This window comes from Phocaeicola salanitronis DSM 18170 (assembly GCF_000190575.1).
Classification (GTDB): domain Bacteria; phylum Bacteroidota; class Bacteroidia; order Bacteroidales; family Bacteroidaceae; genus Phocaeicola; species Phocaeicola salanitronis.
Map to the genome: position 1 here is coordinate 3,944,220 of NC_015164.1, position 24,007 is coordinate 3,968,226.

General features: G+C 50.2%; 19 protein-coding genes. 3 read left to right on the plus strand and 16 right to left on the minus strand.

Features of this window, described 5'->3' with window-relative positions:
* Window positions 1–6: 6 nt before the first annotated feature.
* The 16 genes from BACSA_RS17040 to BACSA_RS17110 all read right to left on the minus strand — a co-directional run bounded on the left by BACSA_RS17040 (window position 7) and on the right by BACSA_RS17110 (window position 18,597).
* A complete protein-coding gene (locus tag BACSA_RS17040) occupies window positions 7–2,016 on the minus strand; it encodes an AAA family ATPase (RefSeq protein ID WP_013619260.1) in 2,010 nt (669 codons plus the stop codon).
* Window positions 2,017–2,033: 17 nt separating this feature from the next.
* Window positions 2,034–3,374, minus strand: a complete 1,341-nt coding sequence (locus BACSA_RS17045; RefSeq protein ID WP_013619261.1) for a cytidylate kinase family protein — start codon at window positions 3,372–3,374, stop codon at window positions 2,034–2,036.
* A gap of 70 nt (window positions 3,375–3,444) precedes the next feature.
* Window positions 3,445–4,197 carry an MBL fold metallo-hydrolase gene (locus tag BACSA_RS17050; protein ID WP_013619262.1) on the minus strand — a complete coding sequence of 251 codons (753 nt, stop codon included), beginning with the start codon at window positions 4,195–4,197 and terminating at the stop codon, window positions 3,445–3,447.
* A 12-nt stretch (window positions 4,198–4,209) separates the two neighbouring features.
* Window positions 4,210–5,076, minus strand: a complete 867-nt coding sequence (locus BACSA_RS17055; protein ID WP_013619263.1) for an AraC family transcriptional regulator — start codon at window positions 5,074–5,076, stop codon at window positions 4,210–4,212.
* 836 nt (window positions 5,077–5,912) lie between these two features.
* Window positions 5,913–6,812, minus strand: a complete 900-nt coding sequence (gene miaA, locus BACSA_RS17060; protein WP_013619265.1) for a tRNA (adenosine(37)-N6)-dimethylallyltransferase MiaA — start codon at window positions 6,810–6,812, stop codon at window positions 5,913–5,915.
* Window positions 6,813–6,902: 90 nt separating this feature from the next.
* Complete coding sequence (locus BACSA_RS17065) at window positions 6,903–7,460, minus strand: IS1096 element passenger TnpR family protein (RefSeq protein WP_013619266.1); 558 nt, start codon at window positions 7,458–7,460, stop codon at window positions 6,903–6,905.
* Window positions 7,461–7,507: 47 nt separating this feature from the next.
* Window positions 7,508–8,275, minus strand: a complete 768-nt coding sequence (gene lpxA, locus BACSA_RS17070; protein ID WP_013619267.1) for an acyl-ACP--UDP-N-acetylglucosamine O-acyltransferase — start codon at window positions 8,273–8,275, stop codon at window positions 7,508–7,510.
* 1 nt (window position 8,276) lies between these two features.
* Window positions 8,277–9,662, minus strand: coding sequence for a bifunctional UDP-3-O-[3-hydroxymyristoyl] N-acetylglucosamine deacetylase/3-hydroxyacyl-ACP dehydratase (locus tag BACSA_RS17075; RefSeq protein ID WP_013619268.1), 1,386 nt, complete (start codon window positions 9,660–9,662; stop codon window positions 8,277–8,279).
* Window positions 9,663–9,667: 5 nt separating this feature from the next.
* Window positions 9,668–10,708: a UDP-3-O-(3-hydroxymyristoyl)glucosamine N-acyltransferase gene (lpxD, locus tag BACSA_RS17080; protein WP_013619269.1), complete on the minus strand. Its 1,041-nt coding sequence runs from the start codon at window positions 10,706–10,708 to the stop codon at window positions 9,668–9,670.
* Window positions 10,709–11,013: 305 nt separating this feature from the next.
* On the minus strand, window positions 11,014–11,844 hold the full coding sequence (gene pyrF / locus BACSA_RS17085) for an orotidine-5'-phosphate decarboxylase (protein WP_013619270.1): 831 nt from the start codon (window positions 11,842–11,844) through the stop codon (window positions 11,014–11,016).
* 18 nt (window positions 11,845–11,862) lie between these two features.
* A complete protein-coding gene (locus BACSA_RS17090) occupies window positions 11,863–13,602 on the minus strand; it encodes a DUF4153 domain-containing protein (protein ID WP_013619271.1) in 1,740 nt (579 codons plus the stop codon).
* A 19-nt stretch (window positions 13,603–13,621) separates the two neighbouring features.
* Window positions 13,622–14,734 carry a peptide chain release factor 1 gene (prfA, locus tag BACSA_RS17095; protein ID WP_013619272.1) on the minus strand — a complete coding sequence of 371 codons (1,113 nt, stop codon included), beginning with the start codon at window positions 14,732–14,734 and terminating at the stop codon, window positions 13,622–13,624.
* Window positions 14,735–14,740: 6 nt separating this feature from the next.
* Window positions 14,741–15,505, minus strand: coding sequence for a Fic family protein (locus BACSA_RS17100; protein ID WP_041584101.1), 765 nt, complete (start codon window positions 15,503–15,505; stop codon window positions 14,741–14,743).
* A gap of 49 nt (window positions 15,506–15,554) precedes the next feature.
* Window positions 15,555–15,848 (minus strand): hypothetical protein, encoded by a 294-nt coding sequence (locus tag BACSA_RS19980; protein WP_013619274.1) that lies wholly within the window; start codon window positions 15,846–15,848, stop codon window positions 15,555–15,557.
* A 1-nt stretch (window position 15,849) separates the two neighbouring features.
* A complete protein-coding gene (locus BACSA_RS17105; protein WP_013619275.1) occupies window positions 15,850–17,019 on the minus strand; it encodes an AIR synthase-related protein in 1,170 nt (389 codons plus the stop codon).
* A gap of 99 nt (window positions 17,020–17,118) precedes the next feature.
* Window positions 17,119–18,597 carry a glycoside hydrolase family 10 protein gene (locus tag BACSA_RS17110; RefSeq protein ID WP_013619276.1) on the minus strand — a complete coding sequence of 493 codons (1,479 nt, stop codon included), beginning with the start codon at window positions 18,595–18,597 and terminating at the stop codon, window positions 17,119–17,121.
* Between the two features lie 465 nt (window positions 18,598–19,062).
* On the opposite strand from BACSA_RS17110, the gene BACSA_RS17115 reads away from it, so the two are divergent.
* From BACSA_RS17115 to BACSA_RS17125, 3 genes are all read left to right on the plus strand, one after another.
* Window positions 19,063–20,310 (plus strand): DcaP family trimeric outer membrane transporter, encoded by a 1,248-nt coding sequence (locus BACSA_RS17115; RefSeq protein WP_013619278.1) that lies wholly within the window; start codon window positions 19,063–19,065, stop codon window positions 20,308–20,310.
* 143 nt (window positions 20,311–20,453) lie between these two features.
* Complete coding sequence (locus tag BACSA_RS17120; protein WP_394358872.1) at window positions 20,454–21,596, plus strand: glycoside hydrolase family 88/105 protein; 1,143 nt, start codon at window positions 20,454–20,456, stop codon at window positions 21,594–21,596.
* Window positions 21,597–21,878: 282 nt separating this feature from the next.
* The gene (locus BACSA_RS17125) at window positions 21,879–23,330 is read left to right on the plus strand and encodes a glycoside hydrolase family 28 protein (protein ID WP_085929114.1); all 1,452 of its coding nucleotides are present in this window, start codon (window positions 21,879–21,881) and stop codon (window positions 23,328–23,330) included.
* Window positions 23,331–24,007 lie beyond the last annotated feature (677 nt).

Below are 24,007 nucleotides of genomic sequence, written 5' to 3' on the forward strand. Positions count from 1 at the left end.
ATCCTTTTATTTCTTCTTCTTTTTCCGTATTTCTTCCGCCAGCCGGTAATGTATCGCCGCTTCTATCTCTTTGCTGGCTTGCGAAAGGGCATCGGCGAAACATTCTTGAGCGCCGGCGTGCTGGGGCTTTAGCGAGGTTGCTTTGTCCAGGTCGGTCATGGCACCCTCGATGTCGCCTGTGTGCAGGAGCAGTTTGCCCCGATTGTATACGGCTTTGAACTCGTTGGGGCGCAGGTTTACGGCTTGGTTCAGACATTCGCGTGCTTCGTTTATCCGGTTGGCATTGAAAAGCGTGACGCCTTTGCGCACCCAGGCATCGACGTATTCGGGGTACAGTTCGATGGCTTTGTCGTAGTTTGCCAGGGCGGCACGCGTGTCGTGGGCTTGGGTGATGCATTCGTTTCCCATCAGGTAATATTCTTCGGCATATTTCTGCAGGCTTTTCTTCGATTCCCGCATTTCTTCTTTCAGGCGGAGGTTTTCTGCCTTTAGCCGGTTGATGATGCCTAACTTTTTGCGGATAAAGCGTTGTTGCAAGGGCTTTTCGATGTCGTATCGGGCATGGATGGCCTTGAAGAAATGGTCGAGGCAAGTTTCGAAGTCACCTTTGTCGAATGCCTTGACGGCAGCGGTATATTCGATGTCGGCTTGCGCCTGCTTCATGGCACGCTCGATAGCCTGCTGGTCGTTGAAATGGTGGGCGAAGGAAACGATTTCGGGACGTACGAAGATGTCGGCACGACTTATCTCCCGCTTCAGGCAGATGCCGTCCAGTGAGGTACACCGGCTTAATGCCACGTAGGTTTGTCCTCCGGCAAATACTCCTCCGGTAAAGTCTATGATGGCGCGGCTGAAGGTAAGTCCCTGGCTTTTGTGTACCGTTATTGCCCAGGCAAGTCGGATGGGATATTGCGTGAAGGTGCCCAGTTCTTCCTCTTCTATCTTATTCTCTTCTTCGTTATACCGGTAGCGGATGTTGCTCCAGCTTTCGCGGCGCACGTCGAGTTCTTTTCCTTCTTCGGTGGTTACGTAAAGGATACCTTCGGCATCGATGCCTGAAAGGATGCCGATGGTGCCGTTTACCCATCGTTTCTCCGGGTCGTTCTTGATGAAGATGATTTGTGCACCGGGTTTCACGGTCAGTTCCATCAGTGTGGGGAGGCTGCTTTCGGGAAATTCGCCATGGATTTCACCTTTCAGCGTGACAGCATCGCCGGGCAGGGCGGCAAGGCGTTGTTCATTGATGAAGTCTACGTTGTCGCGCCGGGTAGCCAATGTGATGTAAAGGTCGTTCTCGCCCGAGCCCAGTGGTGCCTGATAACGGGTGTTGAGCAGTTGTAAGTCGGCAGAGCCGACGGTATTGGTGCGGATGTGGTCGAGCACGTTGACAAATATGCGGTCGGTCTGCCTGTACACCTTGGTCAGCTCTACCGATACCAGTTCCATTTGCTGGAACACCCGTGCCGAGAAGAAATAGGGGTTGGGGTAGAAACGGTTGATGATTTCGCGCTCGTCGTTTTTCACTACCGGTTCCAGCTGGTACACATCGCCCACCAGCAGCAGCTGTTTGCCTCCGAAAGGTTCGCGCATGTTTTGTGAGTATACACGCAATACTTTGTCGATGAAGTCGATGATGTCGGCGCGCACCATCGAAATCTCGTCGATGATGACCAGTTCGATGTTCTTTATCAGCTTGCGCCGGTCGGCGGTATATTTCAGGAAGCTTTGCAGTTTGTTTCCTCTTAGGCTGAAGTTGGGGTCATCGGGCAGCAACGGATGGAAAGGCAGCTTGAAGAAACTGTGCAGGGTGCTGCCTCCGGCATTGATGGCGGCGATGCCCGTAGGAGCCAGCACTACGTATTTCTTTTTGGTGGTCTGGCAGATGTATTTCAGGAAGGTAGACTTACCTGTTCCTGCTTTTCCCGTAAGGAATACGGATTGGCGGGTATACTGGATGAGCTTCAATGCATTCTGGAACTCGGCGTTGGCGGTATCTATTTCAATCGGATGTGTCATTCGGAACGCTTTTTTATTCATTTCAGATTCTTGGCTGCGCGTAGAATCATGTCTACAGCCCCGTCGATGCCTGTATAGTCTGTATTGATTATCAGGTCATATTCGTTGATGTCGGTCCATTGCTTTCCGGTATAGTGACGGTAATGGTTGGCTCTACCGGTATTTACGCGCTCGATTTTTCTGGTTGCCTCCTCTTTCGAAATGTGAAATCTTCCGGTAAGCTGATTTACGGCAAAGTCTAAACCGGACCGGATGAAGACCCGGAGTATGTGTGGGTTATCCCGCAGAATCCAGTTGCCCAACCTGCCGATAATGACACACGGCCCGTTGTGAGCCAATCCGCGGATGGTGCGGCTTTGGCTTACGAAAATGGCGTCTTCTTTCGAAGGATTCAGGGATGCCGGAATGCCGCTATCGGTGAATATCAGTTCCCATAAACGGGCGGTAGGAATGTTTTGCTCGTTTTCTGCTACAAATTCCGTGGAGTATCCCATCTGCCGGGCGGTTTGGTCGATAATCTGCCGGTTATAACACGGGCATCCTAACTTGTGTGCCACTGCTTCGCCCACGGCGTTTCCGCCACTTCCATACATCCGGGCAATGGTGATGATGCAATGGCCTTCCCATTCATCGCCGGGGATAGCCTTTGCGGAAGCGGAACGTTCACTTTGGGGAATGAATATCTTGTCGAGCCATGCGATGTGCGGTGAGAATACACGGACCATTATGCCGACATAGAACATCGAAATCAGGGTACCTACGCCAATTAGTTTCCAGCTCCATTCACCAAAGTAAATGAACATGAATATCGTGCCGATAAGTACCAGAGACGTATCGGAGCAGATTTTCACTTTTCCGAAATCACGTTTTAAAAATCTGGAGATGGCCAGCGGAAGCCCTTCACCTGCCAGCATCAACGAATCGCAACGTACCTCGCATGCGATGCCGAAAGCTAAAACCGCTCCTCCGATGAGCAACTCGATAAGCCTTAACGGATAACCAATCATCGGATTCATATCGAACGGAATCTGCAGGAATCCGGTCATCCACATCGTCAGGTCGGTATAAAATCCGAAAAGGAAGGATACCAGAATCTGTGCATACTGGCGCTTTTCGAAATCCTTGCGCAATAATAGCATCTGAATGGAGATGAAAAATACGTGCATGCAGATAGTGAGTTGCCCCATGGTGAGATTCATGCCCGGAATAAGCGACAGGATATAAGGAGGGGCGGATATGGGCGATGAACCAAGGTTGGCCCGAATGGACAATGAAGTGCCGAAAGCGATGATAAATAGAATGGCGATAAAGCTGATGTAGCGGCGTGTCCACTCTTCTTTGCTTCTCTTGATATTCATAGGCTTGCATATTAGAAAACGCTGGCGAAGTTACATAAAATCCGGCATACTGAATAGATATTTTGCGGCTTTAACGTTCGATGCTCTCTCCTTCTTTTTTGATGCACCAGAATTCAACGCCTTTGGCATCGGCAAATTCTTTCATCCGGCTTGCCGATTGGAATCCGCTGGCAACGAAGTGCATGGGGACAAGCAATCCTACCCGGAAGCGGTCGATGAACTGGCGGGCTCCGCGTGTATAGCCATTTCCGATACGTCCGTCTATGGGAAACATTACGAGGTCGAAGCCGGCGGTAAGCTTGCGGATGTCTTTCAGTTCGCCTAAATAGCGTTTTTCTTCTTTCTCGGGGTCGATTTCCATACCGAATTCGGGGCTGTATATGGTTCCGCCTGTATAGTCATCGGTCAGGAAGCGGGCGTACCAGTTATTCAGGTCGCCTGCGTGAAAGAGGGTTTTGCCTTCGGTCTGCACCACCCACGACACGCCGCTATCGTTGCTTCCGGCAGCGGTGGCATGGATGTGCCGGTCTTGCCAGCTTCCTCCTTTGGCAAGCCATGCATCGGCTTCGTCACGTCTGGCTCTACGGTGTTTCAAGATATCTTTCGAAAGGAGATAAGTGATGTCCGGTTTAATTGATTTCCAAGTGAAGATGTCACGGTTGAAATGGTCTTCGTGGAAGTGGCTGGCAAACACGTACATCGGTTTGTCGCATTTCAGCAATCCGTCGATAACATGTGCCGGATCCAGCCAATAGTCGAAGACCAGCATGCAATTTTCGGTTTCTAAGGCAAAGCCGCTATGGAAGATGTAGGTCAGTTTCATATATATCTTTGGTTATCTTTTATATTTACTTCGGTATTCGGCTGGCGAGATGCCGTATTCTTTCTTGAAACAGCGGTTGAAGTAGGGGATGTCGGCAAAGCCTACCGCATAAGCAATTTCGGATATGTTTTGGTCGGTGCGGTTGAGCAATGTAACCGCCATTTGCAGGCGGAAACGGTTGAGGTATACCGTAAAAGGCTCGTTGACTGACTTTTTGAAGAAAAGGCAAAAAGCGTTTTTGTTCATGGCAATGTGGTCTGCCACTTCGCCCAGCGTGATTTTCCGATGGTAGTTTTCGATGATGTATTTGTAGACGGCCTGCAGGCGTTGTTTGTTTTTATGAATGGGTATGCCGTTGAATGCATGATGGCCGATGTATCTGCTGTTGCCGGAACAGGATGCGAGCATGAGGATTTGCAAAAAACCAATGAGCCGTTGTTGTTCATTGTAGTTTTCGAACTCCAGCAGGATGTGACGTATTTCTTCCGCTCCTTCCCCTTGTACCGACAAGCATTGTTTCAGGTTGGTATAGAACGAAGCGGTTTCTTGAAATTCTTTGGCAAAGCGGGAAAGGCGGTCAAGAAAAGCTTGCGGAAACTGGATGAATGCTTCTTCTATCCTTTCGTCTGCCGGACACGCCAGTTTGTCGTATATCCAGCAATGGGGGATGTTGGCAGGTATGATGATGATGTCACCTTCCCGAAAGTTTTCGATGAAATCGTCCGTAATGCGTTGTCCTCCGCCTTTGATGACGAATCCGATTTCCAGTTCCGGATGCTGGTGATAGCCTATCGCGCTTTTGTACCACGATGTACAACGGCGGTAGAAGAATGAGTTTTCTGTATTTTGCGCTACTTGTTCGTAAATGACATTGTTCATGGTTTTCTCCCGTTAGCTTTGCGAATATATACAATATTATGGGCAGGTGTATGCTAAAGGGGGGAAAATTTAGATACTTTTGTGAATATACGACAATAGTGCGTGTGTTTTGTTCAATTTTTTTGTAAAAATATCCATTACCTTTGCTATCATAAATTAATAGTTAAGGTTACGTTGTCGGCCGGGATGTAGAGAGTACATGTACCGGCCGTTTTTATTGCGTGGCTATAAACGGAAAAAAGCGATTGCACAATGGTGTAACCGCTTTTTTGATTATTTACAAAAAGCCTTTCGGCATTTATCAGATTCTTTACTAAAAGCTACTGCTTTTTGGGCTTTAGCTTACTTTTTGTTGTTTACTTGCTGAGTCTGTCGTTCAGCATTACATAACCCCAGATCATCGGATCTGCATTGGCAATCTTGTGAAAAATGTTTTTTACCTTTTTCATAATGTTATCCTTTCTTTTTTAGTTAATAATACCTGAAAACTTAAATCTAACTTTTGTTTAACTTTCAATATTGGTTTTGTTATCCTTTAAATCTCCGGCGAACCTCACGGCTGGCCTTTGATGTTTTTCTTTTCAATCTTTTTTTACCTTAAATCTTATAGTTTAGTTAAGTTCTAGAACTTGTTGTTCTTTAATTACACTGCAAATATACTGCCTTTTTGCTTTCAAAATATGTTTTATAGCATATATTTTGGCTTTTCCCTTGTTTTATTGACCTAAGTCAAAAAATGCGGAAGTATTTGAGGGCTTTATCGTAGAAGAGGGGATATTTTGTCAGTCAGGGGCTGACAAATGGGCAGGATGTATGGATATTCCGCCATATTGGCATTATTGGGCGGTATGTTGGCTGATAAAGTTCAGGATTTCTTCTTTTTGGTCGGGATGAAACCATGTGATGTCGGTGTCTCGCTTGAACCACGTCATTTGTTTGCGTGAGTAGATGCGGGAGTTTTGCTTGATTTTTTCGATGGCGAAAGGAAGGTCCCATTCTCCGTCAAAGTATTTGAAGAGTTCTTTATAGCCTACGGTGTTCAGTGAATTGAGATGCCGGAAGGGGTAAACCTTGCGGGCTTCTTCCAATAATCCTTCTTCCATCATCTGGTCTACCCGAAGGTTGATGCGGGCATATAGTTCTTCTCGTTCGCGCTTCAATCCGATTTTCAGGAGGTGAAAAGGGCGTTGTTTTTGTGTGCGGGTTCGGAAAGAAGTATAGGTCTTTCCCGTCATATAGCAGATTTCGAGGGCATGGATAACCCGTTTGGGGTTCTTCAAGTCAACGGTCTGATAATATTCCGGATCCAGAAGCTTCAGTTCGCTGCAGAGGCGTTCCAACCCTTCTTGTTCATATCTTTCCATCATCAGCCGGCGTGTTTCGGCATCTACCGTGGGGATATCGTCAATGCCTTTGCATACGGCATCGACGTACATCATCGAGCCTCCGGTCAGCACCACCACATCGTGTGCTTTAAAAAGTTCGTCCAGCTTTTTGAGTGCGTCTGCCTCGTATTGTGCTGCGCTGTAATAATCGGTGAGTTGTAATGTGCCTACAAAATAATGGGGAACCCGTGCCAGTTGGCTGGGAGTAGGAGCTGCCGTACCTATTTTCAAATCGGCATAAAGCTGGCGGGAATCCGCCGAGAGGATGGAAGTGTGGTAGGTTTCGGCGATGGACAGGCTTAATTCGGTTTTGCCTACGCCTGTAGCGCCAATGAGGACGATGAGGGTCATAAAAATGAAGAATTAAAGAATGAAGAATGAAGAATGAGTAAGGTGTTCAACCGATTCTTCATTCTTATTTCTTCATTCTTCATTAAAAAATTAGTATTTATCTTCGTCATACGGATTTCCTCCGCTCCCAATGTCGTATCCGTCGGGGTCGAAGTCGTCCATATCGTATTCCTGGTCTCCGTAGAAGTTCTCGTCTAAGTCCAGTGATGAATCCATTTTCTTCATTTGCTCGTCGAAGTCGATGACTTGTTGGGGCGGATTTCCTTCTTTCCGTGAGCAAGTGGCATGTTGGAGGTCTTTCCCGGTGATGATTTCCGACAGTTCGATGAAGAATACGCGTTCAGCCAAGGGGTCGAATACATAGAGCAGCTTTTGCTTTTCATCTTCCAGCAGTTCACTCAGGCGGGTATCTTTCATGACGAATGTATCTTCTTCCGAGCTTCCTGCTCCCATATCTTCCAGCGTGATTTCAATTTCTTTTTCCCAGTCATCGTCGCAGATGAAGAAAGAAGTCATCTGGTCATCCTTATAGCCTGTACATTTCAGGATAGCTTCATGCAAGTCGTAGAATGAAGCATCCGAATCGATTTTGATTTCTCTTATGAAATCATCCACTTCGTCTGATATGATTCTAAATTTGTATACCATAATCTTTCGTTAAACTTGAATTGATGCGGTAAAGGTACAAAAATTTTTTATCGGATGATGCCTCTTTCCGAATTTTCGATAAAAGAAACGATGTATTCGATTTCGGGACTCATCGGTATTTCTTCTCTTACTTGTTGCAGGGCATCGGTCACGTTCTTTCCGTTATTGTAGATGATGCGGTAGGCGTTGTGGATATTCTCTATCAGTTCGTTCGAGAATCCGCGCCGGCGCAGGCCTACAATGTTGATGCCGCTATAGGCAATGGGTTCGCGCCCTGCGATAATATAAGGAGGGATGTCTTTGCTGAACCGGCATCCGCCTTGTATCATGACGTATCCTCCCACCCGGCAGAACTGGTGCATCAGTACGTTGGCGCTTACAATGGCGTTGTCGTCGATGATGACTTCACCTGCCATTTTCGTGGAGTTTCCGATGATGCATCCGCTTCCGACATGGGTGTCGTGTGCCACATGTACGCCTTCCATGAGGAGGTTGTTGTTTCCTACGATGGTTTTCCCTTTGGCTGCGGTGCCCCGGTTGATAGTCACATTCTCGCGTATGGTGTTGTTGTCGCCTATTTCGGCTGTGGTCTCTTCTCCCCGGAACTTCAGGTCTTGCGGAATGGCTCCGATGACGGCTCCCGGAAAGATACGGTTGTTGTTGCCTATGCGTGAACCGTATAAGATGTTCGCATTAGGCATAATGGTATTGTTGTCGCCAATGACCACGTTCTTGTCGATGAATACAAAGGGACCGATTTCGACGTTTTCCCCTATGATTGCTTCCGGATGTACGTATGCTAATGGACTTATCATTTTATTTGTTTTTTACTATTTGTGCCATAAATTCAGCTTCGCAAACGATTTTTTCTCCTACGAAGATGTATCCTTTCATCGTAGAGATGCCGCGGCGAATCGGTGCCATCAGTTCTACACGGAACACGAGTGTATCGCCGGGCACTACTTTTTGGCGGAATTTTACATTGTCTATTTTCAAGAAGTAAGTAGAATATCTTTCAGGTTCGGCCAATGAGTTAAGCACCAGCAGGCCTCCTACCTGTGCCATGGCTTCTACCTGAAGAACGCCCGGCATGACCGGTTCTTGCGGGAAATGCCCTTGGAAGAACGGTTCGTTCGAAGTGACGTTCTTTACGCCCACGATGTAATTTGCTCCGATGGCGATGACTTTGTCTACCAGTTGGAACGGGTAACGGTGGGGAAGGAGTTCGCGGATGCGGTTCACGTCCATTAAAGGAGGTTCGTTGCAATTATAAATAGGAGCCTGAATCTCGTGCAGGCGGATTTCCTTACGCAACTGGCGGGCGAATTTATTGTTGATGGTATGTCCCGGGCGGGTGGCGATGATGCGTCCTTTGATGGGTTTCCCAATCAGGGCAAGGTCGCCGATGATGTCAAGCAGCTTGTGGCGTGCCGGTTCGTTGGACCATACCAAAGGAATGTGGTTGATGTATCCCAGGTGGCTGGCATCCATGTGCGGGACTCCCATTACATCGGCAAGCTTGTCGAAGTTTTCCTGCGTCATCTGTTTCTCGTAGATGACGATGGCATTGTCCAAATCTCCTCCCTTGATAAGCCCGGCATTCAGCAGAGGTTCGATTTCCCTCACGAATACGAAGGTGCGTGCCGATGCGATTTCGGTAGGGAATTCATCCATGTTCTCCAATGTGGCGTATTGGTTGGTCAGAATCTTGGAATCGTAAGAGATTAATACGTTTAAGCTGAATTTATCATCCGGCAAGACGATGATGGAAGACCCTGTTTCTTCATCGCGCACTTCGATTTTCGATTTGATGATGTAATAATCTTTCGGAGCGGTTTGTTCCTCAATGCCTACCCGCTGGATGCATTCTACGTATGCTTTCGAGCTTCCGTCTAAAATCGGAAGTTCGGGACCGTTTACCTGAATCAGGCAATTATCGATACCGGCTGCATAGAGGGCAGCCATGGCGTGCTCTACGGTACTTACTTTTACCCCGTTCTTAGCCAAAACAGTACCCCGTGTGGTGTCTACCACATTATCCGCTATGGCATCGATGATGGGCTGGTCGTCCAGGTCGATGCGTTGGATTTTATATCCGTGGTGTTCGGGGGCAGGATTGAATGTCACGGTCAGCTTGACTCCGGTATGGAGTCCCTTGCCGTTCAGTGTAAAACTGCCTTTTAGTGTTTTTTGTTTTAACATGGGTTTTATTTATTAAGTTGTTTCTTTAATTCTTCCAGTTCCTTCTGCATGCGTCTCATGTCTTCGTACATATCGGGCAGCTTCTTGTATATGACCGCCGAGCGCGCAAAAAGCTTCGGGTCGATGGCGGGATATCCCATCAGGGTGCTGCCCGACTTGGTATTGCCCGGTATGCCCGATTGGGCTCCGATAGTCACGCGGTCGCCCACTTTGATATGTCCGGCTACACCTACTTGTCCGGCAAATACGCACCATTCGCCTATCTTGGCGGAACCTGCCACGCCTCCTTGCGAAGCCATCACCGTGTGGCTTCCTATCTCTACATTGTGGGCAATCTGAATCAGGTTGTCCAGCTTTACGCCCTTATGGATGATGGTGGCGCCCATCGTGGCACGGTCTACGCACGTATTGGCACCGATTTCCACATTGTCCTCAATAACGACGATACCGATTTGGGGAATCTTGTCATAGCCTTCGGCGGAGGGGGCAAACCCGAATCCGTCCGCACCGATGACACATCCGGCATGCAGGATGCAATTATTCCCTATGCGGCAATCCTGGTAAATGGTGACATGGGGATATAGCGTGGTGTTGGAGCCGATTTTAACATGGCTTCCTACGGTGACATGCGGATGGATGCAGGCGTTGTCGCCTATTTCTGCGCCTGCTTCGATGCAGGCAAAGGGGCCGATATAGACATCTTTTCCGATTTTGGCGGTTGGAGCAATGGATGCCAGCGGGTCGATGCCCGTCTTTTTCGGCTTGTTTTGTTCGTATAAAGTCAGGAGTTGAGCCAGGCTTTCGTATGCGTTGTCTACTTTAATCAAGGTGGCACTGACCGGTTGTTCCGGTTCGAAATCTTTATTGACCAATACAATCGTTGATTGGGTCGTATATATATAATGTGTATATTTCGGGTTTGAAAGGAAAGAAATGGCACCCGGTACGCCTTCTTCTATCTTTGCGAATGTGTGTACGGTAGCATGCTCGTTCCCTACTATTTCTCCGTGGATATATTCCGCAATTTGTTTGGCTGAAAACTCCATAACTTATCGTGTCTTTTTTGTTTTTCTATTAGTGTCTTTAGTACGCTCCTTGTTTAATTATGCAAATTACGTATTTTTTTTTATATATCCGTGCAAAACGTCAATTATTTATCTTTTTAGTGGTCTAAAACACGTTAATCGATGTTTTTTTAACTTTAGCTCCCCCGGATGCACATAGCTTCGTGGGGGAATGCAGATGCTTGCGCAGGGCGATGAAGCTATATCCATAGGAAGATGCAGGCAATATGGATTCCGTAAATTGCCTGCAGGGGCGTATGCGGCACGTCCCTGCAGGCGGTTGGGGATTATACGATACGGGCGGCTTTCAATTGTTCCGCCATTTGTTTCTGGACTTTTCCGGCTTCATCTTTAGCGGCCTGGGCAAAGTTCTCGCTCTTGTCGGCATAGATGATGGCACGGCTGGAGTTGACGATAAGTCCGCATTCGGGAGTCATGCCATAGCGGCACACTTCTTCCAGCGAGCCTCCTTGTGCGCCGATGCCCGGCACGAGCAGGAAATGGTTGGGCACGATGCGGCGGATATCCTCGAACATGCGTCCTTGGGTGGCACCTACTACGTACATCATGTTCTGGTCGTTTGCCCATTCTTGTGACTTGCGCAAGACTTTTTCGAAAAGCCGTTCACCTTCCTTGTCCTCCGTCAGCTGGAAATCGTGCGAACCTTTGTTCGAGGTCAGCGCCAGCAGGATGACCCATTTCCCTTCGTAGGAGAGGAAGGGCGTTACGCTGTCCTCGCCCATGTAGGGAGCCACGGTCAGCGAGTCGATGTCAAGCTCTTCGAAGAAGGTGCGGGCATACATGGCGGAGGTGTTTCCGATATCCCCGCGTTTGGCATCGGCGATGATGAACTGGTCGGGATAGTTTTTCTTGATGTATTCCACGGTCTTTTCGAAAGCTATCCAGCCTTTTACGCCCATGCTTTCATAAAAAGCCAGGTTCGGCTTATAGGCGATGCAATAAGGGGCGGTTGCGTCTATAATGGCTTTGTTGAATGCAAAGATAGGGTCTTCTTCCTTCAGCAGGTGTCCGGGGATTTTCTTGATGTCGGTATCCAGCCCTACACACAGGAAGGATTGTTTGCGCTTGATGTTTTCAAAGAGTTCTTGTTTGTTCATATTGGTCTGTTTTTGAATTTATTTTTGATAAAAGAGATATCCCTTGAAAGACAAGTGTGTATCTTCTATGTTTGTTTTGTTATAGTTTAAACTGAATCGGGTGAGCACGAAGCTCTTGTCGGGTGAATTGCACCGCAGGGCCGTAGGGGGCATCGCGGCGGTTTCGGGGAATGTGCCTCCGGAAGTATGCGCCTGCAGCTTCCAAATGGTATCCAAATCGAAATAGACGGTGTCTCCCGTAAGCTCGAGCGGTACAGGCAATGACCCGTTTTCCCACCATTTATCGGGCAGGGAACCGTCTGCCCCCGACATGTATTGGTCGATTTCTATCACCTGGTTATGCCCTTCGGGGATAGGGAGAGGCTCAGAAGGTTCGGTTTCTCCCTGGTAGGAGAAGTGGGGCGATTCGGCTTCGGGAAGCGAGTATAGCAAAATGTCTTGGTCTACCAGGTCGCTTATGCTTTCCCATCCGAACCAGTTCCGCATGTATCTCACTCGGTCGTTGATGTTCGCGGCATGGGCGTACGGGAGCGATGCGAGCCACTTCTCGTACCCTTCCCGGGATAAGGGGAGGGAAGAGATGCCCGATGCCTTTAACTCGTTTTCGATATCGGCATGAATCTTATTCCGGGTGATGCCGGCATAGTTTACCGGAAGCACGGAAGTCAGCAGGAATATCACGGAGAACGAGACCGGTATCCAGTTGATGCGCCTTGCCTTGTTGAGAATCAGCCCGATGCAGACGATGTAGCACCAGGCGTTGAAGGTGATGAGGTAAAGGCGGTTGATGCTGATGCCGTAATCCTGGAACCGGCGCATGATGCTGACGGTCATCAGGACCAGCAAGGGCAATGCCACGAGCGGAAGCCCGTATGCAATACGTTTGTCCGTTTGCCTTTCTCTTCCGATGCGGGAGGGGTAGATGCCGAACTCAATCGCGATGCATCCGGCCATCATGAGGGTGACCAGCCAGGAGACCCAGCCCGTGGGTAGTTCCCAGGTAATGAGTATCTTGGCGGCGTAGATGTAAAGCACAAGGATATAGCCCATTTCCAAAGGCAGGAAAAGGTAGCGGATAATCCCGTTCAGGAATGGGCTGGCGTGAGGGGATTCGTTATGCTTTTCGCGTCCTTGCGGGAGCATTCCGAGGAATAAGAGCAAGGAGAGGAATACGTTGCATACGGTCACGATATAGCCGTAGGCCTTATGATTGACTTCGATGTTGAACAGGGCTTGCAGGGAATAGGCAAGCAGGCAGGTTCCGAGGCTCATGACGCTCCCGATGAGTATGGAGGTGATAAACGCTCCAAAGCTTGCGGAAGCGAAGTTCCAGTTAGGCATATCGTTCTTGGTGCGTGAGAAGGAAAGGAAAAAGACGGATATGCCGATGGCAAAGATTGCGGCTCCGTGCGCGATTCCGATTTCGGTCAGCGACTCGCCGGGCGAAAGGGAATACAGGAACAGGGCATCTGCTATCAATAGCCCGTGAGGGAGTACATGGGCTATGGCTTTGCGTACCGGATGCTCCATTTCCTCACTCCAGAGATGAAGGGTGAGCGAAAGGAGCGTGCCTGCCGAGAGGTAATATCCGATGATGACAATCAGCTTGTTCTCTGTTTCATAATCTGTGGCGATTAGGTGAATCAGATAGACGCTCAGGGCAATGCCGAACAATACCGTGACGGGGAAACGTCTCAAAGTGGTTTGCAACGTTCCGGCAAGGATACTGGCTATTTGTTGATACCATGGCCTGTTCATGACGCTGGTCGGTTAAAGGTTATAGTTCGCTTTCTTTCAGTCTCTCGGCGTTCTCCGCCACTATCAGGTGGTCGATACAATCCTGTATGTCGCCGTCCATAAAGGCGGCAAGGTTGTAGATGGTATAATTGATGCGGTGGTCGGTGATGCGTCCCTGCGGGTAATTGTAGGTACGGATTTTTGCCGAACGGTCGCCGGTGCTTACCATGGTCTTGCGCTTCGAGGCGATATCGTCGATGTATTTCTGGTGTTCCTTGTCATATATAAAGGTACGCAGGCGTGCGAGCGCGCGCTCCTTATTTTTAGGCTGGTCGCGTGTCTCGGTACATTCTATCAGGATTTCTTCTACCACGCCCGTATTGGGGTTTTTCCAGTTATAGCGCAGGCGTACGCCCGATTCCACTTTGTTCACGTTCTGGCCTCCGGCACCGCTGCTTCGGAACGTATCCCATTTGATTTCGCCTTCATTGATTTCCACATCAAAGGGTTCGGCTTCGGGCAATACGGCTACAGATGCCGCCGAGGTATGTACACGCCCCTGGGTTTCGGTGGCGGGTACGCGTTGCACCCGGTGCACGCCCGATTCGTATTTCAGTGTCCCGTATACCTTATCACCTGTCACGGAACAGATGATTTCCTTGAATCCGCCCGATGCGCCTTCGCTGGCACTCGATACTTCCAGCTTCCAGCCTTTGCGCTCGCAGTATTTCGAGTACATGCGGAAGAGGTCTCCGGCAAAGATAGCCGCTTCGTCCCCTCCGGTTCCCCCTCGGATTTCGAGGATGGCATTACGGTCGTCCTGCGGGTCGGCAGGGATGAGCAGAAGCTTGATTTCTTCTTCCAGTTCCGGTATGCGTGCTTCGCATGCGGCGGCTTCCTCGCGTGCCATTTCCTTCAGTTCCGGGTCGTTTTCGCCCATCATCATTTTTGCCTCTTCCAGTCCGTTCAGGCATTGCAGGTATTCCCCGCGTGCCTTCATGATGTCGCTCAGCTCTTTGTATTCTTTCGTGAGCTTCACGTACCGCTTCTGGTCGGCGATGACGGAAGGGTCGGTAATCAGGGTCGAAACTTCTTCAAAGCGTGCCACCAGCCCGTCTAATTTCTCTAATAATGTGTTGTTGTTTTCTGACATATAAGTTTAACCTTCAATCAATTTGATGTATGTTTGTAACGCTTCTATCTCTTTTTCTTCTACCAGTTGGCGGAAAGGTATCGGATTTTTGTCCACGTGCGATGCTTCCAGTGCTTGGTAATAGGTTAGTTTGCTTTCGGCATCTCCTTTTAGTACGATGAATACATATCCATGACGCAACAGGTAAAGGTTCATCAGCAGGCGCGAAGTCCGTCCGTTTCCGTCTATAAACGGATGAATGCGCACCAGCTCATCGTGCAGGTAGGCGGCAATGTTTACCGGATGAACGCCTTGGGTTTCCATTTCGCGGAAACGGATCAGGAAGTCTTCCATTTGCTTTTCTATCAGATAAGGTTGGGGAGGAACGTGCCTGCTTCCCGAAATCAGTATAGGCACCGTACGGTAACGCCCGGCATTTTCCCGGTCGATGCCTCGCAGGATAAGTGCATGAATCTGGAGGATGACGCGTTCGGTCAGAGGCTCTTCACTTTGCGCCAGCTCTTTGATGAACGCAATGGCTTCCTGATGATTGATAGCCTCCAAGTGTTCGCGCATGCTTTTTCCGCTTATCGTGAGTCCTTCTTCTACCACCAAAGCGGTTTCCTGCAAGGTCAATGTATTGCCTTCTATCCGGTTGCTTTCGTATGTATATTCTATGTCGAGAGCTTCCCTTATTTTGTCCAATGCTTCTTTGGGAAGGGGGCGTAACGAACCCAGACGCGATTTCATCGCATCCAGCTTCGCTAATAATGTATTGTTCTCTGACATCATAATCGGATTTTATCTCTGTTTCTTTTTTCGGGTTGGCACGTGTCGTGCATTATTCCCAAAGCTTTCTTGAAAAGTCTATTTGCCGAAAGACGATACCCCAACAAATGAACCACCATACTATGCAGAACAGCAGCTCTTGGAACATCTTTCCCGAGAACGTGTGGTTCATGATGAGGGCAATGCAGGTCAGGGTAGAATCTATGGCTACGATGGCACACGCTACGCTGATTAAAATAAAATAGCCTCTCCGCACACATTGGTTTACACTGGTTAAACCTTTCCAACGGCTGACAAGGAATGCGGAGAGTATGATAATCAAACAGACTAACCGGATGTATGCCATATCAATACTTGAACTCCCCGAACTCACTCCGGATAATCAGTTCCTTATGGTCGCTTTCCTCGATGCGTCCTACTACTTGCGCGTCGATGTTGAACGATTTCGAGATGGCGATGACTTCTTCGGCGTGTTCGGGCGAGAGGTAAACCTCCAGACGGTGTCCCATGTTGAATACCTTGTACATTTCGTCCCAATCTGTTCCGCTCTGTTCCTTGATGGTACGGAAGAGGGGAGGAACGGGGAAGAGGTTGTCTTTGATTACCCGGCAATTGTCGCCTACGAAGTGGAGCACCTTCGTCTGTGCGCCTCCCGAGCAATGCACCATGCCGTGTATTTCCGGACGGAGTGCATCGAGCAGCTTCTTGACCACCGGCGCATACGTGCGGGTAGGAGAGAGCACCAGCTTGCCGGCATCGATGGGCGAGCCTTCTACCGGGTCGGTCAGCTTCAGGTTTCCGCTGTATACCAGGTCTTCGGGCACGGCGTGGTCGTAGCTTTCGGGATATTTCTCCGCCAGGTATTTGGCGAACACATCGTGGCGTGCCGAGGTCAGCCCGTTGCTTCCCATGCCGCCGTTGTATTCTTTTTCATACGTGGCTTGTCCGTAGGAGGCAAGTCCTACGATGACATCGCCCGGGCGGATATTGGCATTGTCTATCACGTCGGCACGCTTCATGCGGCAGGTCACGGTAGAGTCTACGATGATGGTGCGCACCAGGTCGCCCACATCGGCGGTTTCGCCTCCCGTGGCATATACGCCTACACCCATGCCGCGCAGTTCGGCAAGCAGTTCATCCGTACCGTTGATGATGGCGGAGATTACCTCGCCCGGTACCAGCAGTTTGTTGCGTCCGATAGTGGACGAGACCAATATGTTGTCGACCGCTCCCACGCAGAGCAGGTCGTCGATGTTCATAATCAGCGCGTCTTGTGCGATGCCTTTCCATACCGACAGGTCGCCGGTCTCTTTCCAGTACAGGTATGCCAATGACGATTTGGTGCCTGCTCCGTCGGCGTGCATGATGTTGCAATATTCAGGGTCACCGCCCAAGATGTCGGGTATGATTTTGCAGAATGCTTTCGGGAAGATACCTTTATCGATGTTCTTGATGGCGTTGTGCACATCTTCTTTCGATGCCGACACGCCGCGTTGCATATATCGTTGGTTGCTCATAAGAATTTATGTTATAATATTGATTTATTGATTTGCAAAAATAGTGAATATTTCGGAGAATAGGAAACGCAAAGGCGTAAAAACGATGCCGGTAAGCAACTATTCATAATTTGTCAATTGGAAAAATTCCAGCGGTTCGCTTTCGTTCCCGCACCGGTCTACGGCGGTCACCGCCCAATAGAGGTATTCTTGCCAAGGCACTTCGGGCACATAGGTGTAGCGGGTGTCCTCGATGCGTGGGGCAATCAGGTTGAGGGGGTTCCGCGTGTCTACCGGATAAGTGTCCGACGCATAGAGGCGGTAATATACCGGCGAGAGGTTATCGGTAGAGGCTTCCCAGCGGAAACGGATGCCTCGGTCTAAAAGCGTGAAAGACGGCTCTTGGGGCTTGGCAGGTGCGATGCTGTCCGTCCATGTCATGGGCGGGACGAGTGCCGGAAGCGGGTAGAAATGTTGCCTCAGCTCGTCGAATACGCTTTTGGTATTGTCGAGCAGGAAGCGGGTACGGAAGTAAGCCTGTCCGTCCAGCCCGATGGAACGGATGAAATAGATTTGCCGGATGACTTCGTCCAGTTGCCAGTCCTGTTCTTTGGGGTGCAGGAAGTAGATGCCCAGTCCGGGCACAATCCACCGCCCGTATGCATTCTCTTTCCAGTCGAGGGCAAACGGGTAAAAGTGGTTTCCTTGGAAATACATCATGGGGAAAAGTGCGTCGTGGATGCCTTCTTTCAGCCATTGCTGGGCGTCCTGATACACCTCTTCATAGGCGTTCCAGCCGTGCGAAGAATAGCGTTCCGTATCGCGGTATTTGCCGATGGGCGAGCTGCTTACCTTTACCCACGGTTTCATCGACTTGACTTCGGTATATATCCGGCGCACGATACGTGTGATGTTGTCCCGCCGCCATTGTGTCAGGCCTTGCCGTTTCCCATACTTGCGGTATGTGCTTTGGTCGGGGAAGCGTTCCCCCTGCTCGGGGTACCGGATGTAATCGAGATGGATGCCGTCCACATCGTATCCGGATACGATTTCGCGCACGATGTTTGCCAGATATTCATCCGTTCCGGGATTGCCCGGGTCTAGGTACCAGCTTCCCTTGAATTGCCTGCAGAGCGAGGGGTGTTTGCGGGTCAGGGCGTTTTTCCCAAGCATCCGTATCTGGCGGGTGTTCCCGATGGGGATAGCCACGAGCCAGGCATGCAGTTCCATGCCCCGCCGGTGGCATTCTTCTATGGCGAATTTCAATGGGTCGTAGCCGGGATGCTTGCCTTCGGTACCCGTCAGCGATTCGGCGAAAGGCTCGAATGCCGAGGGGTAGATTACGTCTCCCCGCAGGCGGGTTTGGAAAAGTACCGTATTGAAGTTGGCTTGTTTCAGCTGGTCAAGGATATGGCATAGTTCGGCCTTCTGGCGTTCGATGCCTTGGGGGGAGACGGCTTTATGGCTGGGCCAGTCCATACCGCCCAGCGTAGTGAGCCACGTGGCGCGTATCTCGTATTTCGGGGCTGTTTGCGCGAAAGCGGTGAGGAAGGGGAAGAGCAGCAGGGCGAGAATCGTATATCGTAGCTTTTGTCTCATGTCGTGATGTTTTTAGGCGGGCAAAGATACAAACATTTTTCTTTTTTATTACTTTTGCGGGCGATGTTTATAAATGTGTTTTTGTTTGAAACGCAGATTAGCGCAGATTAACACAGATTTTATATTTATAGTCAATTAGAAATGTATAGCGAAAAATGATTTGTCATGCTTCACTACGTTACCAATGACGGATTATCCTTAACCCTCTTGTCATTCTGACGACCGTAGGGAGGAAGAATCTCACATCCACGTGGATGTTTACGAGATCCTTCACGTTCGTTCAGGATGACAATAGCTTTGAAAAATCCCCGTCATAATCGAATGGGTTTTCCACAGGAAATGGGCACTCAGGATGACAAAATGAAAGCTAATTTCTGTTTTGATACACTCTCAAAACAAAACACGCCTTTAAAAGGATTATGATAATCTGCGCTAATCTGCGTTTCAAAAACGATAAAGAATAGTATGAAAAAGCAAGTTGTATTATTGGCAGCCCTGCTGGGAGGTACACTGGCAGGCAATGCGCAGAAGAAAGAATTCGACTATAAATTTTATGGTCAGGTGCGTACCGATTTGTTCTATAACAGCCGGTCGAATTCGGAAACGGTGGACGGACTGTTCTATATGTATCCGCTGGATAAAGTGGAAGACCCTAACGGAAAAGACCTGAACGACAACGGGAACAGCGATTTCTATACCCTTTATACCCGTTTGGGCGTGGACGTGACGGGACCGATGCTGGGCAAGGCAAAGACTTCGGCAAAGGTGGAAGTGGACTTCCGCGGTTCGGGCACAACGTATTCGCTCTTCCGCATCCGCCACGTGTATTTCAATCTTGACTGGGGCAAGTCGGCGTTGCTGGTGGGGCAGACCTGGCATCCGCTCTATGGCGATGTGGCTCCCGAAATACTGAACCTCAACATGGGCGCTCCTTACCAGCCCTTCAGCCGCGCTCCGCAAATCCGGTACCGCTTCACTTCGGAAAACTTCCGCCTGACCGCCGCCGCTATCTGGCAATCGCAATACCTTTCGGTAGGTCCCAGTTCCAACGAGCCGGGCGCTACCGCTACCCGCAAGCACCAGGATTTCATCAAGTGGAGCAGCATCCCCGAGGTGTATGTGGGCGTGGATTACAAGCGGCCGGGCTTGATAGCCGGTGCCGGCGTACATGTCAGCTCCATTACGCCCCGTACCCAGTCGGAAACCGGGAGCGGCACGTATAAGGTGGACGAACGCATCACCGGCATTTCGGGCGAGGCGCATGTGAAATACACGCGTAACAATTGGCTGGTAGCCGCCAAAACCGTATTGGGCACCAACCTGACGCAAGCCAGCACCGTAGGCGGATACGGCATCCGGAGCATCGACCCCGTGACCGGCGAGCAGGAGTATGCGCCGCTCCGCACTTCTACTACGTGGGTGAACGTGGCATACGGCAAGACGTGGCGTCCGGCATTGTTCTTCGGTTACCTGAAAGGCTTGGGGGCTACGGAAGAAGTGCCCTACGGCACGTTAGGCACAGGAACCACCCTCGACCAGCTTTTCACCGGCACCGCCGAACTGACTTATAACCGCCCGCACTGGAAGTTCGGTGCCGAATATTCGGTGTGCAACGCCTGGTACGGCGATGAATTCGATGCGAAAGCCAAGGCGCTTTCTTCGCACACCGTCTTGAACCACCGCTTGGTAGTGACGGCTATTTTCCAGTTTTAAGGGGAAAAGTGTACCCGATTCCATGTCCTTGTACGTTATTGCATGGCAGGAACGGAAGGAGTGTGTTATTTTTGTAGCGGAAATTTAATGTAAAACCATTAGCTATAAAAAGACACATGAAAAAGACAATCATTGCATTAGGCATGCAGCTGCTTTTTGCTTCGGTGGCGTTGGCTTCCAATCCCTACCGGGAAGCGGCACAGCGTTTTGCCGGTTCGGAAATGGCGCGTTTCCCCGAAGCGTGGCAGCTCGACCATGGGAAACGCCTGTTCTTCGGCTATGCGCAGGGCGTAGGATGTTGCGCGATGCTGGAGATGTGGAAAGCTACCGGCGAGCGCAAGTATTACGAGTATGTGGAAGAGTGGGGCGATACCCTTATCGATGCCAACGGAACCATCTGGAAATACGAGATGGCAGATTATAACCTGGATTTCATCAATTCGGGGAAAGTGTTGTTCGACCTGTACCGCGAAACCAAGGACGGGAAGTACAAGAAAGCGATGGACGTGCTGGTACGCCAGCTGAGCCGCCATCCGCGCACGTTGGAAGGGGGCTTCTGGCACAAGCTGGTCTATCCGCATCAGATGTGGCTGGACGGGCTTTACATGGCTTCGCCTTTCTTGGCGCGCTACGGAGCGGAGTTCGGGCGTCCCGACTTGATAGACGATGCCGTGAAGCAGTTCCGCATCTGCCACGAGCACACGTACGATGCCCGGACAGGGCTGTATTATCATGCGTGGGACGAGAGCAAGTCGCAGCGGTGGGCGAATCCCGAGACCGGAACTTCTCCCAATTTCTGGGGACGGAGCATCGGATGGTGGTTCATGGCGCTGGTGGATGTGCTCGATTATATTTCCGAGGACCATTCCGGACGTGCCGAACTGGTTGGATACATTCAGGGCCTTGCCGAAGCGCTCCCCAAGTATCAGGACAAGGACGGGCTTTGGTATCAGGTGATTGACCAGCCCCAGCGTGAAGGCAACTTCCCCGAAGCCTCGGTCACTACGCAATGCATGTATGCATACGCCAAGGCGGTAAACAAAGGGTATATCGCTCCGGAATACCGTGCGGTGGCAGAAAAGGCCTTCCGTGGGCTGAACGCGAAGCTGATGAAGGAAAATGCCGACGGAACCCAGACGCTGACCCGCTGCTGTCAGGTAGGAGGCTTGGGCGGAAAGCCGTACCGCGACGGAAGCTTCGAGTATTACATCGGCGAGAAAATGCGCGATAACGATGCCAAGGCTACGGGCCCTTACATCATGGGGTGTCTGGAGCTGGGCAAGTAAATATTGAACACAGAGGCACAGAGACACGGAGAAATATAGAAAAGTCAAATGTAACGGAGCTATTACGTTATGTCGAGGGTGTATCTGATTATCTAAAAATAATGTCATCCTGAGCAAAGCGAAGGATCTCTTCAGGGCGTATGCCATACGCCCCTACATGGGATGTTTGCGGATATTCAATTTAAATAAAACTCTGTGCCTTCGTGTCTCTGTGTTCCAATCCATTTTTTAACATAAACTTAAAATAAAATCATGAAACTGACCACATTATTAGCGTGCGGCATGGCGGCGTTTCTCGCTTCCTGCCAGCCGACAGAAGAGTATAAATACGAGTCGCTTTATGCGGATTTGCCTTTCGAAATGCCGCGTGTCGAGGCTCCTTCATTTCCCGATAACGAAGTCAATCTGAGCGATTTCGGGGCGGTGGGCGACGGTACACAGCTTTGTACCGAAGCGTTTGCCCGCGCCATCGACGCGCTCTCGCAAAAGGGCGGAGGCCGGCTTACGGTGCCTGCCGGCGTATGGTTTACAGGCCCTATCGTGCTGAAAAGCAACATCAACCTGCATGTCGAAAAGGGAGCGGTCATCCTCTTCTCGCCCGATATCGACCTGTATCCCTTGGTGGAAACGGTGTTCGAAGGGCTGGATACCCGCCGGTGCCAGTCGCCCATTTCGGGACGCAACCTGACCAATGTAGCGATTACCGGACAAGGGGCTATCGACGGCAACGGGCATTTCTGGCGTCCCCTGAAGCGGCAGAAGGTGACCGAGAGCCAATGGAAGGCGGCAACCTCGCGCGGAGGGGTCTACAAGCGCGCCGATTATTGGTTCCCTTACCCCGGAACGCTGAAGGGAGACACCATCAGCAACATGAACGTGCCTCAGAACCTCAAGACGGAAGAAGAATGGCAGAGCATCCGCCCGTTCCTGCGTCCGGTCATGGTGAGCCTGATAGAATGTAAGAACGTATGGCTGGAAGGCGTGATTTTCCAGAACTCTCCGGCATGGAACCTGCATCCGCTGATGTGCGAAAATGTGCTGATAGAGAACGTAGAGGTGCGCAATCCCAGCTATGCGCAAAACGGTGACGGGCTCGACCTGGAGTCATGCCGCAATGCCCTGATAGTCAATTCCACCTTCGATGTGGGCGATGACGGCATCTGCCTCAAGAGCGGGAAGGACGAAGACGGCCGCCGGCGCGCGCGTCCGTGCGAGAACGTCATCGTAGACGGCTGTACGGTCTTCAAGGGGCATGGAGGCTTTGTCGTGGGCAGCGAGATGAGCGGCGGCGTGCGCAACGTTTCGGTCAGCAATTGCCAGTTCCTCGGCACCGATGTCGGGTTGCGCTTCAAGAGCAAGCGCGGGCGCGGCGGTGTGGTAGAGAACATCTGGGTGCGCAACGTGTCGATGATTGACATCGCTACCGAGCCGGTTACGTTCAACTTGTATTACGGAGGCAAGTCGGCGGTCGAAGTGCTCGAAAGCGGCGAGGTAGTTCCCGCAGAAGTGCCTGCCATGCCCGTCGACGAAACCACTCCGTGCTTCCGCAACATCCACATCGAACGCCTGACGTGTGCGGGCGCGCGCCGTGCCATGTATTTCAACGGCATCCCCGAAATGCCCATCGACGGCATTACGCTGAAACACGTCCGTATCCGTGCACGCGAGGACGCTGAGTTCCGCTATTGCAAGAACGTACACCAGGAGGATGTGGAAGTTCAGGTAGTGAAGTAATCGGTTGGTTTCCATAGCGTTTGTGATTTTGGTTCGAAGGCAAAGGTACGTCTTTTTTCCCGTCCGGCAATGGATTTGAAACGGGTGGGTGTGAAAATCTGTTAACGCTATGCGGCGATTGTTTGTATGATGCTGTAAATGAGTTGTATATGAATTATAAAAATGAATATCCACATAGGGTAATTTGAAATGACGTTATCTTACGGGCGGATGCAAGAGGGGTATAGGTTGAAATGACACCCTTCGACACGACATGATTTCAACTCATATCATCTTCCCGATGACCTCGTTTCAACCGAGGTTATCTCGCGGATGAGGGTGTGCCGAAATAAAAATCAATTTTCATTTTGTCATGCTGAGTGCCCATTTCCTGCGGAAAATCCATTCGATTATGACAGGTATTGTCATCCTGAGCGCCAGCGAAGGATCTCATAGACATCCACGTGGATGCATCCGAGATCCTTCGCTTTGCTCAGGATGACATTACTTTTTGATAGTCGTTTTATTTTTGATACACCCTCGTCTCAAAGATAGGGCGTTTTGAAACCACCTTATCTTACAGGCGGATGCAAGAGGGGTATAGGTTGAAACGACACCCCTCGACACGACATGATTTCAACTCATATCATCTTCCCGATGCCCTTAATTCAAGTAAGGTCATCCTGCGGGATAGGGTA

Excerpts from the sequence above, each read along its gene's own strand:
- BACSA_RS17110 (WP_013619276.1), bottom strand. The coding sequence starts at position 18,597 with ATGAGACAAAAGCTACGATATACGATTCTCGCCCTGCTGCTCTTCCCC.
- BACSA_RS17055 (WP_013619263.1), bottom strand. The coding sequence starts at position 5,076 with ATGAACAATGTCATTTACGAACAAGTAGCGCAAAATACAGAAAACTCA.
- miaA (WP_013619265.1), bottom strand. The coding sequence starts at position 6,812 with ATGACCCTCATCGTCCTCATTGGCGCTACAGGCGTAGGCAAAACCGAA.
- lpxA (WP_013619267.1), bottom strand. The coding sequence starts at position 8,275 with ATGATAAGTCCATTAGCATACGTACATCCGGAAGCAATCATAGGGGAA.
- BACSA_RS17050 (WP_013619262.1), bottom strand. The coding sequence starts at position 4,197 with ATGAAACTGACCTACATCTTCCATAGCGGCTTTGCCTTAGAAACCGAA.
- BACSA_RS17105 (WP_013619275.1), bottom strand. The coding sequence starts at position 17,019 with ATGAGCAACCAACGATATATGCAACGCGGCGTGTCGGCATCGAAAGAA.
- BACSA_RS17075 (WP_013619268.1), bottom strand. The coding sequence starts at position 9,662 with ATGTTAAAACAAAAAACACTAAAAGGCAGTTTTACACTGAACGGCAAG.
- BACSA_RS17100 (WP_041584101.1), bottom strand. The coding sequence starts at position 15,505 with ATGATGTCAGAGAACAATACATTATTAGCGAAGCTGGATGCGATGAAA.
- BACSA_RS19980 (WP_013619274.1), bottom strand. The coding sequence starts at position 15,848 with ATGGCATACATCCGGTTAGTCTGTTTGATTATCATACTCTCCGCATTC.
- pyrF (WP_013619270.1), bottom strand. The coding sequence starts at position 11,844 with ATGAACAAACAAGAACTCTTTGAAAACATCAAGCGCAAACAATCCTTC.
- BACSA_RS17115 (WP_013619278.1), top strand. The coding sequence starts at position 19,063 with ATGAAAAAGCAAGTTGTATTATTGGCAGCCCTGCTGGGAGGTACACTG.
- BACSA_RS17120 (WP_394358872.1), top strand. The coding sequence starts at position 20,454 with ATGCAGCTGCTTTTTGCTTCGGTGGCGTTGGCTTCCAATCCCTACCGG.
- BACSA_RS17065 (WP_013619266.1), bottom strand. The coding sequence starts at position 7,460 with ATGGTATACAAATTTAGAATCATATCAGACGAAGTGGATGATTTCATA.
- BACSA_RS17045 (WP_013619261.1), bottom strand. The coding sequence starts at position 3,374 with ATGAATATCAAGAGAAGCAAAGAAGAGTGGACACGCCGCTACATCAGC.
- prfA (WP_013619272.1), bottom strand. The coding sequence starts at position 14,734 with ATGTCAGAAAACAACAACACATTATTAGAGAAATTAGACGGGCTGGTG.
- BACSA_RS17090 (WP_013619271.1), bottom strand. The coding sequence starts at position 13,602 with ATGAACAGGCCATGGTATCAACAAATAGCCAGTATCCTTGCCGGAACG.
- BACSA_RS17125 (WP_085929114.1), top strand. The coding sequence starts at position 21,879 with ATGGCGGCGTTTCTCGCTTCCTGCCAGCCGACAGAAGAGTATAAATAC.
- lpxD (WP_013619269.1), bottom strand. The coding sequence starts at position 10,708 with ATGGAGTTTTCAGCCAAACAAATTGCGGAATATATCCACGGAGAAATA.
- BACSA_RS17040 (WP_013619260.1), bottom strand. The coding sequence starts at position 2,016 with ATGACACATCCGATTGAAATAGATACCGCCAACGCCGAGTTCCAGAAT.